Raw genomic sequence first — 15,127 nt, forward strand, 5'->3', positions numbered from 1 at the left:
CAGTCCCCGACATCAGAAACAGAAGTAAAAGAAGCATATGGCCTACTCCCCCTATCAATCCGATGCCGTCAAAACCCTGGGAACCGTTTACGTCGTTGATGACGATGAGGCGGTACGAGACTCCATCCGTTGGTTGTTGGAAGCAAGCGACTATCGCGTCGAACTCTACGACAGCGGCGAGAGCTTCATCGCAAAGTACGATCCGCGCGAAATCGCCGTGTTGCTGCTTGACGTCCGCATGAGCGGCATGAGCGGCCTGGAAGTGCAGGAACACCTCCTGGCACGTCGAGCCGATATTCCGATTATCTTCATCACCGGTCACGGCGACGTTCCGATGGCTGTCAACGCGCTCAAAAAGGGTGCCGTGGATTTCATCGAAAAGCCCTTTGATCCGGCCGCATTAAAGCAGCTCGTCGAACGCATGCTCAAGGAGGCGCATGATCGCCGTCGTGCTACCGAGCAGAAGAACCTCAACACGGCATTGCTGCGCAAGCTCACCACACGCGAACAGCAAGTGCTTGAGCGCATCACCGCCGGTCGACTCAATAAACAGATCGCCGATGACCTCGGCATCTCGATCAAGACCGTGGAAGCACACCGCGCTTCGATCATGGACAAGACCAATTCCGGCACCGTGGCCGACCTGATGCGCGTGGTGCTCGGTGCACAGACGGAAACCAGACAGGACTACTGATTTCCAGCGTAATCGACAACACAAGCAAACGGCGCAGCTCCAAACGGTTGCGCCGTTTTTGCGTCTCTCCGACAAACTCGAAATCCTCCTTCGGATTGCTAAAATGAAGCTCACTTACGAAACGCGCTTCAGAAACTGACTGCGCCTGCAACCCACGGTTTTCACCGCTTGCAGGCGTTTGTTTATCCATCTGTGAAGCGCTGATTTTTTTCGAGAAACACACGGAAGTCTGCGAGCGCAACACACAATGGCACAGGTCTACTTTTTAGTCCCCGGATTGATTCCCGGACCCGCAGCAAAAGACATAATTTCCGGCGCAACAATCGATCGCCTGCGCAAAACCATAGGCCGCTTGTCGGACGACCCCGTCCTGCAGCCGCTCGGATCCTCCGTCTTTGCCAAAAGCGTGCACCTGTCCTGGATGTGGTCGGTTTTGACACGTCGCGCCCTTCCCTTTACCTCCGCGCCTTATGCCTGGGCCGTCCAAAACGGTCCGATGCTCTCGGGCGACATCTGGTCCCTGACGCTTAGCAACCGACGCAAGGACGGTTCACTTGCCCCGGCAAATCTGTCTCACGACGACATGGAGGCCGCCTGTGCGGCGCTAACGCCTGTGTTGCTTGACATGGGCTTTGTGCTGCAACGTTGGGATCCGCACCTGTATCTGACCCGCAAGAAAAAGCTCGTGGCTGCCGCCGCTCCTTTTGACGTGGTTCAAACGCAAGACGCCAATCCCGAAACTTGGATTGAAGGGGCGGAAAAAAGCGAGTTGATCAAACTGCTTGGTGCCTGTGAAACGGCGCTTGCCGCCGTGGGCAGTCCCGCTGAGACGGTGTGGCTTTGCGGCGGAGGCGGCGCGTTTGACTACGTCTATCCGCCCACCAAGATCCGCTCGGTGCTCACCGACAACGAAGCTGTCAAAGGCTGGGCGTTAGCCGCAGGCATCCTTTTGCAGCGCATCGGCCATGTTACGGGAGCCGAATCGTGGCTCGAAGACGCTCCGCAGGGCGAATGTATCGCGCTCATCGAAAACCTTTACGAACCTTGGCTCAAGCAAGATTGGCAAACCTGGGAAGCGCGCATTCCCGAAGTCTGCGAACGCATTGATGTGCTGAGTGCCGCCTCCAAAAAGAAGGGATGCGACGCCGCGCTCATCGTTGGTACGGGCGACGGCTTTACCGTATCGTGTCCCAAGCGTCTTTCGTCTGCTCGCTCGCTTTTGGCGCGCCTTACCGGTTCGGACATGAATCCCGCTTCGATCCTCTTTCTGGAGAATGCTTCGTGAATACCCGCTTTTGTTTGCGTCCCTACGACAAAGTCGTCAGCGAGAAGCTTGAACACGCGGGCATTCTTCGCCCGATCGCACGCGCGCTTTCGGCGCGCGGCGTGAAGTCTTCCGACGATCTGCTCGAAGACTGGACCGCACTTTTGCCTCCTGCCTCGCTGCGGGGTACGCAGCAAGCCGCCGAGTTTCTGGCTGACGCCATTCAAAGCCACAAGCGCATCACGGTTGTTGCCGACTACGACTGCGACGGCGCCACAGCCTGCGCGATCGCCGTCCGAGGTCTTGCCATGATGGGCTGTCAGGCTCAATTCATCGTGCCCGATCGTTTCAAGCTCGGCTACGGTTTGACGCCCGCCATCGTGGATGCAGCCGCTCAAGCACACCACCCCGACATCATCATCACCGTCGACAACGGCATTGCCAGCGTCGAGGGCGTGGCACGCGCCACTGAGCTTGGCATCGACGTCGTCATCACCGATCATCACCTGCCGGGTGATCTCCTGCCCAAAGCCGCCTGTATCGTCAATCCCAATGTCAACGGATGCGATTTCCCAAGCAAGGCCCTCGCCGGCTGCGGCGTGATGTTTTATGTTCTCATGGCGCTTCGCACTGAGCTAAGAAACCGCGGCTTGTTCGATCGTGCGTCACAGCCTCGTCTGGACAAATTGAGCGATCTGGTTGCTCTCGGAACCGTCGCCGATGTCGTGCAACTTGACCACAACAACCGCGTCTTGGTCGCACAAGGTCTCAATCGTGTGCGGCGCGGTCAGGCCTGCCCCGGCATCAACGCGCTTTTTGAAGTCACCGGGCGTGATCCGGCCAATGCTACGGCGCGCGACTTCGCCTTCGGTATTGCTCCGCGCATCAACGCCGCAGGGCGACTCACCGAAATGGGCATCGGCATCGAATGTCTCCTCACGGACGACCCTGTCACGGCACAGGAACTGGCGCAAGAGCTCGATTCGCTCAACCGCGAACGCCGCGAGCTGGAGGACACCATGCAGCTTGATGCCAACGCTTTGGTAAGCCACATGGACTGGGAGCACCGCGCCACAGTCACGCTTTTTGAGCCTGATTGGCACCAGGGCGTAGTCGGTCTGGTCGCCAGCCGCGTCAAGGAAAAAATCAATCGTCCCGTCATCGCCTTTGCGCCGGACGATGAAGAAGGTTTACTAAAGGGTTCCGGCCGTTCGATCGAAGGCATTCACCTGCGCGACGCTTTGGATCATGTGAGCAAGATGCGCCCGGACATCATCGAGCGTTTCGGCGGTCACGCCATGGCAGCGGGCCTCACCATTAAACGTGACAACCTTGACGTCTTCATTGAACTTTTCGAAAAGGCCGTTTCAGAGTCCGTGTGTCCGGAGACGTTTGATCGCGTCATCTACACGGACGGTGCACTCGCTCCCGAGGAAATCACGTTCGGACTCGTTAATGCCCTTTCAGGCCGCATCTGGGGACAAGGTTTCGAGCGTCCGGTGTTTGCCAACGACTTCACCATTCTTTCGCAGCGCGTCCTAAAAGAAACGCACTTAAAGCTTGTGCTTGACATGGCCGGCAACCGCTTTGAAGGCATCTTCTTTCGGCGCAACGAACCGCTTGCCTCACATGTCAAGCTCGCTTACCGCCCCGAGATCAACGAATACCTAGGGCGGCGCTCCATTCAGCTTGTGATCGAAGCAGTGGAAGGCTAGGTTCTCATCCTTGCCGGAGCGTTCACTTTTTTACGTTCCGGTAAGGTGTTCGGCTACGGTCCCAAACTCGCAATGGGGACAACAAGGACACCGTCGTCACGTCGATAAGCAAAATCTCCCAACGCCGTCAAAACCATCAAAAATGACGGCTTTTGCATCTTTGTGGTATCCAGCTTATCTGCCAACGCTTTCAAGGTCCTGACACCGTCTGCAATGCCTTGTTCGCTTCCGAGCTTAATTTCTATGAGGCCATAGGTGCCGTTACGACGATGGATCACTGCATCGCATTCGAGACCGCTTTTATCTCGGTAGTGATATAGGTTACCGTCCAGAGCCTCGGCGTACACCCGTAGATCACGCACGCAAAGCGTTTCAAACACAAATCCGAACGTTTCCGGCGCCAACAGCAAATCCTGCGGTCCGATGCCCAACGCGCCTGCGGCGATGGAAGGATCAGAAAAGTAGCGGGTATCGGAGGTTCGAATGGCTGTTTTGGAACGCAGATTCGGATTCCATGCAGGCAAATCTTCGATGACAAAAATCTTCTTTAGAGCGTTCAAATAGCCGAGGATCGTTTTGTCCGATACGCCTCCTCCTTCGCCTCCTTCAATGTCTTTTGCCAATTCAGGCGCTGAAATCTGCTCTCCCTGATGCCTGGCATAGGCTCGTAACAGGCGACGTGTTGTTTCTTTATTACGCTTAACGTTGTCGGCTCGTGATATGTCAGCATGGATGATTGCCTCCACATAATTGAAAGCGTTGTCAAGCGCATACTCGGGTTCGAGCTGCAAGGCCGGCGGCCAGCCGCCGCGACAAGCACAAAAAGCCGTTTCTTCCAAAGAACCATTACTTGCGCATCCGATTCCATGCTTTCCGGCAAACAGTGCTGTCAGACTGACAGCTCCCGACGACTCTCCCGATTCGACCAATGTCATCGGCCGCATTTTGAGCCAGGCAAATCGACCTGTGCCACTGTGTTTCAGTAGAGCCACATCCACCGGCACAGCCGAACCCGTCAGCAGGAACTGACCTTTTTCTCCGTTTCGAGCATCCACCTCTCGGCGAATTGCATCCCAGAGATTCGGAGCAAGCTGCCACTCGTCAATCAATCGAGGGGTGTCCCCCTGCAAAATGAGCTTTGGGTCCAACCTTGCGAGCTCGAGTGTTCGCCCTGGCTCCATGTTGAGGACACTTGCAGCCTGCTGCATTGCCGTGGTTGATTTGCCGCACAATTTGGGTCCCTCAATCAGCACCGCTCCCATTGTCATGAGGCGACGTTTGAGCATCGTGTCGACAATGCGTTTTTTGTATTTAAATTTGCTCATTTTCCATTTGGCCGATTTTCATTTAACCAGTTGGCCAAATTTTACTTAACTATTTGGCCGATTTTCATTTAACCAGTTGACCAAAATTCATAGAAATCCGCGAGGAAACCTGCGGCTTTAGCCGCGGGTTGTTTACTTCAACTCATAGCGAAGCGGGATACGCAGGCGGACTGCATTTTGCGGCTGTCCCCAATGTGCCTGAGCCGACTCGACGGCCCGTTTGGCCATGTTGTCAAGCATCACCTGGCCTGAGCTCGTGTGGATTTCAAACGCATCCATCGACCCGTCTTTTCGCACGACAAACTGTACCGTCACCGTCCCCTCCAGACGCAGTTGTCGAGCTCGACGCGTGTAGCGCAACTCCGATTCGATGCAGCGCTTGACCTTGGCTAAAAACGGATCGTCTTTTTCACCAAAGACAAGCGTGGCAATGCCGCCCTGCGCAGAAGCCGTAGCAGCGCCTCGATCGGTTTGAATCGGCGCCGGGGCCAATGCTTTAGAGCTTTGCTGCACTTGACTCGATTCGGTCTGTTTGTCCGTCTTCGGAACAGTCTTCCGCACTTGCTTTTTGGGCTGCGACTTCGTCAGCGTATGCGGCTTTTTCTCCACCTTTTTTTGCTGCGCTTTTTTCAACGCAGGCTCGGGTTTGGGTTGAGGATTGACGATTTCCTTAGGCTTCGGTTCTGTTCGTACTTCCGGTTCAGGTTCCGGAAGCGATTCGGCAGCCGCTACTTCCGGTGTCGATACGCCTCCGCCGCTCATCTGCGCAAATGAAAGCGCAACCGTCTGCTCCTGTCCCGCCGCCTTAAACGTTGTCTCCGGTACGGAGTTCCAAGCAAACACAAACGCAGGCAGGTAGATGAAGCACGTCAGGAAAAACGAGCTTGTCAGGCGTTTTTTGTCTTTATGTTGCCTTGTGTTCTGTCGCAATTCGGAAGTTTTCATGGCGGTATTTCTTAAAAACATCAATCACCGTGATGAAATGCTCGAACTTGGAATCCTTATCGATGCGAAGAACCACGTTTTCCTGGCGAGACAGATTCTTAACGGCTTCGTCAAGTTCTTGCGCCGTCACGCTCTTGCCGTCCCAATAGAGAACTCCGGCGTTATCAACCTGCACCAGTCGGGAATTGTCGTTTGCCGTTACCTTCGCCCCTGCCTCGGAAGCAGGCAGTGAGATCTTGATTTCTCCCTTGGCGATGAAGGTCGAAATGGACAAAACCATCGCAAGCAGCACCAACATGATGTCGATGAAGGGCACGATGTTGAGCGGCTCCTTTTTGGGTATCTCGATCATTTGCCGTGCGCTTCCTTCCATTGTGTTGAAAGAACGTTGATCTTGCGCTGCAGCCCGTTGTAGACGATGAGCGTAGGAATAGCCACGGCCAAACCCAGAGCTGTCGCTTTGAGCGCAAGCGACAGACCGGTCATGATCTCGCCCGCGTTGATGTTCCCGGTCGTGCCCATGTCATAAAACGTGATCATGATGCCGAGCACGGTCCCGAGCAGCCCCACATAGGGTGCGTTGGAATAAATGATGTAGAGCGTTGTGAGATGGTCGGTGAGCGCCTTGTCGTACGAGTCCTGCGTGTCGTACTCTTTGGGATCGAGAGTGCGCAGGAAAATCAGGCGCTCGGCCGTAAGCCACACCGTGATGAACCCCATCAAACCGAGGATTCCGAAAACGAAGTAATCGACACTGTCTTTTAGAAATTCCACATCCAGCCTCGTGTGCGGCGGTGCGAACGGTCTTTCGGATACCGCTTCGCAACCAAAAACAGGTTATTGGCCAACTCCGAATGCGTTGGAGCCCTTATTTTACCTATCATCTCAATAAATGAGAACTATTCTCATTCTTAATTAAAGCATCTCCTTCCCGTCGGTTGACAGCTTATGCGGCACACTGCCGGCCTTGTGCTTCGGAAGCCTTGATTTTTCTGAAAAAAGCTTGGAAAGACGGCGCCGCTCAAGGTAAAATTGCGAGTTTTCAAATTTCTCTGAGGCGCCTGCCGACGACCGGATGTCTTCCGCACGGTTTCCGGCCGCGGGCTCTGTGCGCCCTTACAACGCAGACTTCAAAATGGAAGCCGAACGCATCAATCAAATTAACAATCTGTGCGACGACCTTGCTCACCGTCTTGCTGAGCTTAGGGGGTATCTTTGACGTCGACCGCAAGGAACGACGCTTAGAAGAAGTCAACCGCGAGGTTGAAAACCCGGCGCTCTGGGACGATCCCAAGCGCGCACAGGAAATCAGCAAAGAACAAAAACTTCTTGAAGACCTCGTCGGGAGCTTCAAGCGCTTGAGCGCGGGCATCACGGACGCCAAGGAGCTTTTCAACATGGCCATTGCCGACGAAGATTTCGACGGCGCCGAACTCGTGGCCGAGGAAGTCGAAACCTTCCGCCACGACGTGGAAAAGCTTGAATTCAAGCGCATGTTCAACAAGCCTCAGGACAGCGCAAACTGCTACATCGAAATCCAGGCCGGCGCCGGCGGCACCGAAGCTCAGGACTGGGCAAGCATGCTCGAGCGTATGTACTTGCGCTACGCCGAACGCGCCGGATTCTCCGCGAAGCTCACGGAAGAAACCGAAGGCGACGTCGCAGGCATCAAAGGCTGCACGATCTACGTTCAGGGCGAATGGGCCTACGGCACGCTTCGCACCGAAACGGGCATTCACCGTCTGGTGCGCAAGAGCCCCTTTGACGCCAACGCTCGCCGTCATACGTCGTTTGCCTCTGTGTACATCTACCCGGAAATCGACGACTCGATCGAAATCACGATCAATCCGGCCGATCTTCGCGTGGACGTCTTCCGCGCTTCGGGCGCCGGCGGCCAGCACGTGCAGAAGACCGAATCGGCCGTGCGCATCACGCACATTCCCACGGGTGTCGTGACGGTCTGCCAGGACGACCGCAGCCAGCACAACAACCGTGAACAGGCTATGCGTCAGTTGAAGGCCAAACTCTACGAGCTCGAACTTCGCAAACGTATGGCCGAGCAGGAAAAGCTCGAGGAAAGCAAGAGCGACATCGGCTGGGGTCACCAGATCCGCAGCTACGTGCTCGACCAGAGCCGCGTAAAAGATTTGCGCACCAACGTCGAAACCGGCAACACGGGTGCCGTGCTCGACGGCGACCTTGATCAATTCATTGAGGCAAGCCTCAAGATGGGCATCTGACCCGTCACAACAAGGATTAAAAAATGAGCGAAAACGAAAAGAAGCAGACGCCGGCAGCCGCTGCCGATACCGACGAAAACCACATCATCGCCGAGCGCCGCGCCAAGCTTGCCAAGCTGCGCGAAGAAGGCGTCGCCTACCCCAACGACTTCGTGCGCAAGGACCTCTTCGGGGATCTGCGCGCCGAACACGGAGAAAAGTCGCGCGAAGAGCTCGATGAAGCCGCCATCGAAGTGGCTGTCTCCGGCCGCATGATGCTCAAGCGCGTGATGGGCAAGGCAGCCTTTGCCACCGTGCGCGACTTCACGGGCGAAATGCAGTATTTCGTGACGCCGGCAGACGTCGGCGACGAAGCCTACGCGCTTTTCAAGAGCCTCGACTTGGGCGACATCGTTGCCGCCGAAGGCACGCTTTTCCGCACCAACAAGGGCGAGCTCTCGGTGCGCGTCAAGAAGCTTCGCCTGATGACGAAGTCCATCCGCCCGCTTCCCGACAAGCACAAGGGCCTCACCGACGTCGAAGCCTGCTGCCGCCAGCGCTATACCGACCTCATCATCAATGAAGAAAGCCGCAAGCGTTTTGCTACGCGCTTTAAGGCTGTAAGCGCCGTTCGCCGCTTCATGGAAGAGCACCGCTTCGTCGAAGTCGAAACGCCGATGCTCAACCCGATTCCGGGCGGCGCCAACGCCAAACCCTTCATCACGCATCACAACGCGCTCGATATCGATCAGTACCTGCGCATTGCGCCGGAACTCTATCTCAAGCGTCTTGTGGTGGGCGGTTTTGAACGCGTCTTCGAGCTGAACCGCTGCTTCCGCAACGAAGGCATCGACACACGTCACAACCCCGAATTCACGACGATCGAGTTCTACGCCACCTACTGGACGTACCGCGATCAGATCGAATTCACGGAAAACCTGTTGCGCTACGTTGCCCGCGAAGCCACCGGAAGCGAAGTGATCAACTATCAGGGCACCGAAATTGATCTCTCCAAGCCCTTCGATCAGCTCACCCCCGTTCAGGCGATCCTCAAGTACGCTCCGCAGTACACGGAAGAAAACCTCAAGGATGAAGCTTTCCTGCGTAAGGAACTCGCTCGCCTCGGCGCTCCGCAGCGCGATGACGTCGGAATCGGCGCTCTCGTAATGGCTCTCTTTGAAGAAACCGCCGAAAGCAAGCTCATCCAGCCGACCTTCATCGTCGACTACCCGGTGGAAATCAGCCCGCTTGCGCGCGCTTCCGACACCGATCCCACGATGACGGAACGTTTCGAGCTCTTCATCTTCGGTCGTGAAACCGCCAACGGCTTCTCCGAATTGAACGATCCGGAAGATCAGGCCCGCCGCTTTATGGCTCAGGCCGAAGCCAAGGCCCACGGCGACGACGAAGCCATGTTCTACGATGCCGACTACATCCGCGCTCTGGAATACGGTCTGCCCCCGACGGCCGGTTGCGGCATCGGTATCGACCGTTTCGTGATGTTGCTCACGAACGCTTCCACGATTCGTGAAGTGCTGCTCTTCCCTGCAATGCGTCCGGAAGGCTGCTAAAGAAAAACATCCGGCGACTCTTTTGAAGAATCGCCTTCAGTGACTGCCGACGGCAGACCCGGTTTTGTTGCCGTGGTCTGCCGTTTTCTTTCGAGAAGGATTTTCCCGTGCCCACCTCTCAGCAAATTGCCGAACTCAAGGCTAAGCTTCAAAACGTCATTTTTGAAAAAGAACCGGACGACACCGTTGTCGTCTTGACGGCACCGGGCAACCGTATCGGGCTGTTGCAACGCTCCGTTGCCGAACGCTTAACGAACGATGGGCGCTTTGCAGACGATTTCGCGCTACGGGGCGATTCACTTGTCGTTTTTCCGAAAATCAAAACGCCGGATCCCCAAGCATTAACCGAAGCCTTTGCCCGCGTGGCGCGTCCCTTGCACGACGCCGGTTACTTCGTGCAATGGCGCGATGAGCTCCTGAACGTATTCGATCTCGATTCAGGTCATTGCATAGCTTTGGCCGAACGAGGTCTTTTTCGCTTTCTGGGCATGCTCACGACATCTGTCTATGCCGTGGGTACCCGACGCGACGGCCGCGTATTCGTGAGTCTTCGAAGCCGAACGAAGCAAGTGGATCCGGGACTGTGGGATGCTCTTGCAGCCGGCATGATCTCCGCAAACGAATCGCGAGAAACGGCTGTGGAGCGGGAAATTGCCGAAGAAGCAGGATTGACCTGCGGCTACACGATTGACAGCGGTTGGACTTGTCTTAAAGTACGTCGTACCGTGCCTGAAGGCTGGATGGCCGAAGACGCTTATGTGTGCCGCGTAATCGTCGACGACACCGTGACTCCCCGCAACGTTGACGGTGAAGTAGAAGAAATTCAATGCGTCACCAAAGATGACCTCTTTGTCATGATTGAGCGCGGTCTAACGCCCGTTGATACGGGTCTCGTTTTTCTCAATTCGCTCTTGTGAGGATTTTGTCCCGTGAAAATCGCAACTTGGAACGTCAACAGCATTAAGGTGCGCCTCGAGCATCTCATCAAGTGGATGGATCTCGCCCGGATAGACGCCGTTGTTCTGCAGGAAACGAAAACCGTCGATGAGCTCTTTCCGCTTGCGGAACTTCAGGCGGCAGGGTTCGACGCCGTTTTTCTGGGACAAAAAACCTACAACGGTGTAGCGCTCGTCACGCGCAAGAACACGATCAGGTCAGTGTCCGACGTGGTCTACAACATCCCCGGCTATCCTGACGAACAAAAGCGCATGATCGCCGCCGACATCAAACACGTTTCCGGTACCAAATTGCGTTTTGCGGGCGTCTATGTGCCCAACGGCACCGAACTCGGCAGCAACCGCTACCTCTACAAGCTCGACTGGATGAGCGCACTGACGACCTGGGTGCGCGAGCAACTGCAGTCCAAGACGCCTCTGGTACTTGCGGGCGACTTCAACGTAGCGCCGACCGACGCCGACGTCTGGGATCCCGAGGCTTGGAAGGGCAATCTTCTGGTTTCTCCACCCGAACGCGAGGCATTTGAACGGCTGATCAAAGCCGGTCTTGTGGACACCTGGTCGCTCGGTCTGCACGCGCCCGAAACCTACAGCTGGTGGGATTATCGCCAGGCTGGTTTTGAAAAGAACCATGGCCTGCGCATTGACCACGTTCTCGCCTCCTTCGACATCGCCGAGCGTATCGGGGAAGTCACGATCGATACCGTGCCGCGCGCATGGGAAAAACCGAGCGATCATGCGCCGGTGGTCGTCGTCATTGATTAAGCTCTTAGTGCGCGAATTCCTTGAATACAATGGTCAACAGCCTCATTTTGTGCCGAAAAACGATATGTCCCAAGCGTTTCCCTCCCTTCCCCTGGGAACATCAACATTCTCCACACTTCAAGATCGACACTGGGGTTTTCGAAATCAAGTTTGCAAAAACACAATCCGAAATCCCAACTCTTCTCGACGAAGGCATCACCCAAATCCGAGACCGCCGTTATGGAAAATCGACACATGCTCCCATACTCAAACGCGCTGTTCTGGTCTTCGACCAATCCTCAAGACAATTTGCCGCATGGCAAGAAACTCCATAGCTTAGGAGCTCCCCTGATTGCCTTCTGTCTCGGTACAGTCGTCATCAGCGGCTGCAGCACTGTCGCAACCGAAACCGCACCGACGAGCAAGGCGTCTCAAGCGGCCATTGTGGCTTTAGAAAAGAAGTACGATGCCGCCATCGGCGTGTCACTTCGTGACGCAAAAGGCAAGGTGCTTTTGGAGTGGCGCAGTCGTGAGCGTTTCCCTCTCACCAGCACCGTCAAGGCTCTGGAATGTGCGCGCGTCTATGAACTGGGACTCGAAAACCACTACGCTCCGATCAAAACCACGCCCATCGTGCCGCATTCTCCCGTCTACGGAAAAGTAGATCCCGACACGCAGGTGACTTTGAAGGAAGCCTGCCGCGCCGCTCTGTCTCAGAGCGACAACCGTGCCGCCAACTTCATCTTTGTGCATACCGGCGGACCGAAGGCATTGACCGAGTGGCTGCGGCAAAAGGGCGACAACACCACCCGCAGCGATCGTCTGGAGCCGGATCTGAATCTGTCCGGCAAAAATGAATACCGCGACACAACGACACCGAGCAATGCATCGCTCAATTGGCAGCGGTTCGACTCAACATTGCCTCAGGCGGCTCGTGAGCAATGGCTGTCTGACCTTGCATCCAATCAGATGGCCGGCAATCTGTTCCGTTCGCGCCTCCCCGAAAACTGGACGCTTTACGACCGTTCCGGAGCAGGGTCCGATGAATACTGCGCGACCCGCGCCAATCATGCGATTTTGGTCACGGACAAAGGTGTTCGCTACTATGCCGCCGTGCATTTGAAAGCGCCTGCCGGAACCCCGATGGAAAAGCGCGACGCCATCCTGCAGCAGGCCATTGAGGTTGTCTACGCCCACTTGCAGAGCCGATAAGAATTGAGCGGCATCTCTGCCGCTCGCATTCGGTTTTAGCGCTCGTCGAGCCAGGCCTGGAGAATCGCCTCCAGAATCGGTTCATTGCTCTTTTCCGGATCGTCGTCGAAGTCGGGAAGAGCAAGCACGCGCTCGCGCAATTCGCTCAAGCGCAGCGTGACGGGATCCAGATCGGGCTCGTTGTCGTAGAGCTCTTCGGCGATGCGCTGCGCATCCTTCCACTTGAGCGTCATGGCCTAGTCCTCATGAACAAGATTTCGGTTGTTCTTCGGAATTTCTATCGTAATGTCTTCCGTACCCATCACCGTCTGGCAGGATAAACGAGACAGCGGCGTGCTGCCGAAAGCGTTGTCGAGCTGATCGTATTCGTCATCGTCGGGCTCGTTCAAAGAATTGAAGCCTTCCTTGACGATCACGTGGCACGTGGCGCAGGCGCAGTTGTATTCGCAGGCATGCGGAATCTTGATGCCGGCGGCGTTCAAAGCCTGAGCAAGCTTGGCGCCGGTCTTGACTTCGATGCGGGCGCCTTCGGGACAAAACGTTTCGTTGGGCAAAATAGTGACAATCGGCATTTTCTTATTTCCGAGTTTGCGTTACTGGCCGAGCACGTCGTCAACCGACTTGCCTTCGAGAGCGAGTCGAATCGAGCGGTCCATGCGTCGGGCGGCAAATTCTTCCGTGGACTTGGCAACGGCATCAATAGCCTGTTTGATCGCTTCGGTATCCGTTCCTTCACGCACCGTGTTGAGGTGACTCAAGGCATCGTCGACGACCTTGCGTTCTTCTTGAGACAGAAGATCGGCGTCGGCCGCCAAGGCCGAGTTGGTGGATTCGATGATGCGCAGCGCTTCGACTTTCTGTTCGCGCAGTTCGCGCTCGTGCATGTCCTCTTCGGCCGCACGATTGCCTTCCTGCAGCATACGGATCACATCCTCATCGGACAGACCGTAGCTCGGCTTGACCATAATCGAGCTTTCCACACCCGTTGTCATTTCGCGGGCGGAAACGGAAAGAAGTCCGTCGGCATCGATCTGAAACGTCACACGAATGCGTGCGGCACCGGCGGCCATCGGCGGGATACCACGCAGCTCGAACTTAGCCAAAGAGCGGCACTTGTCCACCACTTCGCGTTCGCCCTGGACCACATGAATGGCCATTGCGGTCTGACCGTCCTTGAAGGTCGTAAAGTCCTGCGCCATCGCCGTCGGAATGGCGGTATTGCGCGGAATCACCTTTTCAACCAGGCCGCCCATGGTTTCCAACCCCAGCGAAAGCGGCGTGACGTCAAGAAGCAGCCAGTCGTCACCCTCGGACGTGTTGCCCGCAAGCTTGTTGGCCTGCATCGAAGCACCGATCGCCACGACCTTGTCGGGATCAATGTCACAGAACGGTTCGCGGCCGAAGTAATCGCGAACGGCCTCGCGCACGCACGGCATGCGGGTCGAACCGCCCACGAGCACCACGCCCTTGACGTCGTCGGTGGAAAGCTGAGCGTCAGAAAGCACGTTTTTGACGGCGTCAATCGTCTTTTGCACCAAATGTGCCGTCATGGCGTCGAATTCGGAGCGAGTAAGCACTTCATCAAGCTTGCGGCCATCGGAAAGTTCCACCGTCACGCGAGTTTCCTGCACATCGGTGAGTGCTTCGCGTGCGGCCTTGACGGCAATCGTCAGGCGCTTTTTGTCCGAGGCCGTGAGAATGTCGGCATGCAGTCCCGCCCCCAGCTTCTCAATGGCCCAGCAAACCAGGCGATGGTCGAAATCGTCGCCACCAAGCGCCGAATTGCCCCCCGTAGCAAGCACTTCAAAGACACCCTTGGTAAGGTTCAAAAGCGAAACGTCAAACGTACCGCCACCGAGGTCGTAGACCAGATACTTGCCTTCGGCTCCGTTGTCCAGACCATATGCCAGTGCCGCAGCCGTAGGTTCGTTGAGAAGACGGAGTACGTTGAGGCCTGCCAGTTTTGCGGCGTCCTTCGTCGCCTGGCGCTGTGCGTCATCAAAATAGGCAGGGACCGTGATCACGGCGCCGACGAGCTCCGCACCGACGCGATGTTCGGCTCGTTCGCGCAGGACCTTCAGAATTTCCGCGGAGACCTCCACCGGGCTCTTGACGCCCTGGCGAGTCTGAATGCGCACCATGCCGGGCGCGTCTTCGAAGTGATACGGAACGATCACATTGCCCGTCACATCCTTCATGCCACGCCCCATCAGACGCTTGACAGAGCTGATGGTGTTCAGGGGATCTGACGCCAAATGCGGCACAGCGTCCCAGCCGACGGCGACGCCCTCTTCGGGCAAATAGCGCACAACGGAAGGCAAAAGGAAGTGCCCTTCTTCGTCGGGCAATACTTCAGGTGTTCCGTTTAAAACAAGCGCGACCAGAGAATTGGTGGTGCCCAGATCAATGCCGGCGGCAAAGCGCTCTTCGTGAGGCGCAGCCGACATGCCCGGTTCGGCAATCTGCAGAAGTCCCAGCATTT

15 protein-coding genes are annotated in these 15,127 nt (G+C 56.3%); 8 read left to right on the forward strand and 7 right to left on the reverse strand.

The genetic code is table 11. The annotated features are described in order from the left end of the window. Positions 1-37 precede the first annotated feature (37 nt). From DW133_RS01890 to recJ, 3 genes are all read left to right on the forward strand, one after another. Positions 38-694 (forward strand): response regulator transcription factor, encoded by a 657-nt coding sequence (locus DW133_RS01890; protein ID WP_118274709.1) that lies wholly within the window; start codon positions 38-40, stop codon positions 692-694. A gap of 247 nt (positions 695-941) precedes the next feature. Further along, positions 942-1,979, forward strand: coding sequence for a hypothetical protein (locus DW133_RS10155; RefSeq protein ID WP_233542078.1), 1,038 nt, complete (start codon positions 942-944; stop codon positions 1,977-1,979). After that, positions 1,976-3,673, forward strand: coding sequence for a single-stranded-DNA-specific exonuclease RecJ (gene recJ, locus DW133_RS01895; RefSeq protein WP_233542079.1), 1,698 nt, complete (start codon positions 1,976-1,978; stop codon positions 3,671-3,673). Before DW133_RS10155 ends, recJ begins: the two co-directional genes overlap by 4 nt. Before the next feature lie 53 nt (positions 3,674-3,726). On the opposite strand, the gene DW133_RS01900 is transcribed toward recJ, so the two are convergent. The 4 genes from DW133_RS01900 to exbB form a co-directional block, all read right to left on the reverse strand. Next, entirely contained in the window at positions 3,727-4,998 is a 1,272-nt protein-coding gene (locus tag DW133_RS01900; protein WP_118274713.1) for an ATP-binding protein, read from the reverse strand. A 132-nt stretch (positions 4,999-5,130) separates the two neighbouring features. After that, positions 5,131-5,943: an energy transducer TonB gene (locus tag DW133_RS01905; RefSeq protein WP_158571089.1), complete on the reverse strand. Its 813-nt coding sequence runs from the start codon at positions 5,941-5,943 to the stop codon at positions 5,131-5,133. Next, on the reverse strand, positions 5,903-6,295 hold the full coding sequence (gene exbD / locus DW133_RS01910) for a TonB system transport protein ExbD (protein WP_118274717.1): 393 nt from the start codon (positions 6,293-6,295) through the stop codon (positions 5,903-5,905). Before exbD ends, DW133_RS01905 begins: the two co-directional genes overlap by 41 nt. After that, positions 6,292-6,717 carry a TonB-system energizer ExbB gene (gene exbB / locus DW133_RS01915; RefSeq protein WP_118274719.1) on the reverse strand — a complete coding sequence of 142 codons (426 nt, stop codon included), beginning with the start codon at positions 6,715-6,717 and terminating at the stop codon, positions 6,292-6,294. The genes exbD and exbB overlap by 4 nt, the downstream gene beginning before the upstream one ends. A 361-nt stretch (positions 6,718-7,078) precedes the next feature. Between exbB and prfB the strand changes: the two genes are divergently transcribed. The 5 genes from prfB (at position 7,079) to DW133_RS01945 (ending at position 12,645) form a co-directional block, all read left to right on the forward strand. Next, a protein-coding gene (gene prfB, locus DW133_RS01920) for a peptide chain release factor 2 (RefSeq protein WP_118275174.1) occupies positions 7,079-8,183 on the forward strand; the annotation gives its coding sequence in 2 pieces (ribosomal slippage) (positions 7,079-7,159 and positions 7,161-8,183; 1,104 coding nt in all). A gap of 23 nt (positions 8,184-8,206) precedes the next feature. Beyond that, a complete protein-coding gene (gene lysS / locus DW133_RS01925; RefSeq protein WP_118274721.1) occupies positions 8,207-9,733 on the forward strand; it encodes a lysine--tRNA ligase in 1,527 nt (508 codons plus the stop codon). A gap of 107 nt (positions 9,734-9,840) precedes the next feature. Beyond that, entirely contained in the window at positions 9,841-10,650 is an 810-nt protein-coding gene (locus DW133_RS01930; protein WP_118274723.1) for an NUDIX domain-containing protein, read from the forward strand. A 12-nt stretch (positions 10,651-10,662) separates the two neighbouring features. Then, a complete protein-coding gene (gene xth / locus DW133_RS01935) occupies positions 10,663-11,454 on the forward strand; it encodes an exodeoxyribonuclease III (protein WP_118274725.1) in 792 nt (263 codons plus the stop codon). 234 nt (positions 11,455-11,688) lie between these two features. Beyond that, positions 11,689-12,645 carry a serine hydrolase gene (locus tag DW133_RS01945; RefSeq protein ID WP_233542080.1) on the forward strand — a complete coding sequence of 319 codons (957 nt, stop codon included), beginning with the start codon at positions 11,689-11,691 and terminating at the stop codon, positions 12,643-12,645. Positions 12,646-12,680: 35 nt separating this feature from the next. On the opposite strand, the gene iscX is transcribed toward DW133_RS01945, so the two are convergent. Genes iscX through hscA form a run of 3 tightly spaced genes read right to left on the reverse strand, consistent with a single transcriptional unit; the run spans position 12,681 to position 15,122 of the window. Then, positions 12,681-12,878, reverse strand: coding sequence for a Fe-S cluster assembly protein IscX (gene iscX / locus DW133_RS01950; protein WP_118274731.1), 198 nt, complete (start codon positions 12,876-12,878; stop codon positions 12,681-12,683). Between the two features lie 3 nt (positions 12,879-12,881). Then, positions 12,882-13,217, reverse strand: coding sequence for an ISC system 2Fe-2S type ferredoxin (fdx, locus tag DW133_RS01955; RefSeq protein WP_118274733.1), 336 nt, complete (start codon positions 13,215-13,217; stop codon positions 12,882-12,884). Between the two features lie 21 nt (positions 13,218-13,238). Further along, positions 13,239-15,122 carry a Fe-S protein assembly chaperone HscA gene (gene hscA, locus DW133_RS01960; RefSeq protein ID WP_118275176.1) on the reverse strand — a complete coding sequence of 628 codons (1,884 nt, stop codon included), beginning with the start codon at positions 15,120-15,122 and terminating at the stop codon, positions 13,239-13,241. Positions 15,123-15,127 lie beyond the last annotated feature (5 nt).

The organism is Sutterella sp. AM11-39 (assembly GCF_003472385.1).
In the GTDB taxonomy this organism is placed as follows: domain Bacteria; phylum Pseudomonadota; class Gammaproteobacteria; order Burkholderiales; family Burkholderiaceae_F; genus Duodenibacillus; species Duodenibacillus intestinigallinarum.

Coding starts and splice junctions, on each gene's coding strand:
- DW133_RS01890 (WP_118274709.1), top strand. CDS start 38: ATGGCCTACTCCCCCTATCAATCCGATGCCGTCAAAACCCTGGGAACC.
- DW133_RS10155 (WP_233542078.1), top strand. CDS start 942: ATGGCACAGGTCTACTTTTTAGTCCCCGGATTGATTCCCGGACCCGCA.
- DW133_RS01900 (WP_118274713.1), bottom strand. CDS start 4,998: ATGAGCAAATTTAAATACAAAAAACGCATTGTCGACACGATGCTCAAA.
- DW133_RS01905 (WP_158571089.1), bottom strand. CDS start 5,943: ATGAAAACTTCCGAATTGCGACAGAACACAAGGCAACATAAAGACAAA.
- exbD (WP_118274717.1), bottom strand. CDS start 6,295: ATGATCGAGATACCCAAAAAGGAGCCGCTCAACATCGTGCCCTTCATC.
- lysS (WP_118274721.1), top strand. CDS start 8,207: ATGAGCGAAAACGAAAAGAAGCAGACGCCGGCAGCCGCTGCCGATACC.
- DW133_RS01945 (WP_233542080.1), top strand. CDS start 11,689: ATGCTCCCATACTCAAACGCGCTGTTCTGGTCTTCGACCAATCCTCAA.
- iscX (WP_118274731.1), bottom strand. CDS start 12,878: ATGACGCTCAAGTGGAAGGATGCGCAGCGCATCGCCGAAGAGCTCTAC.
- fdx (WP_118274733.1), bottom strand. CDS start 13,217: ATGCCGATTGTCACTATTTTGCCCAACGAAACGTTTTGTCCCGAAGGC.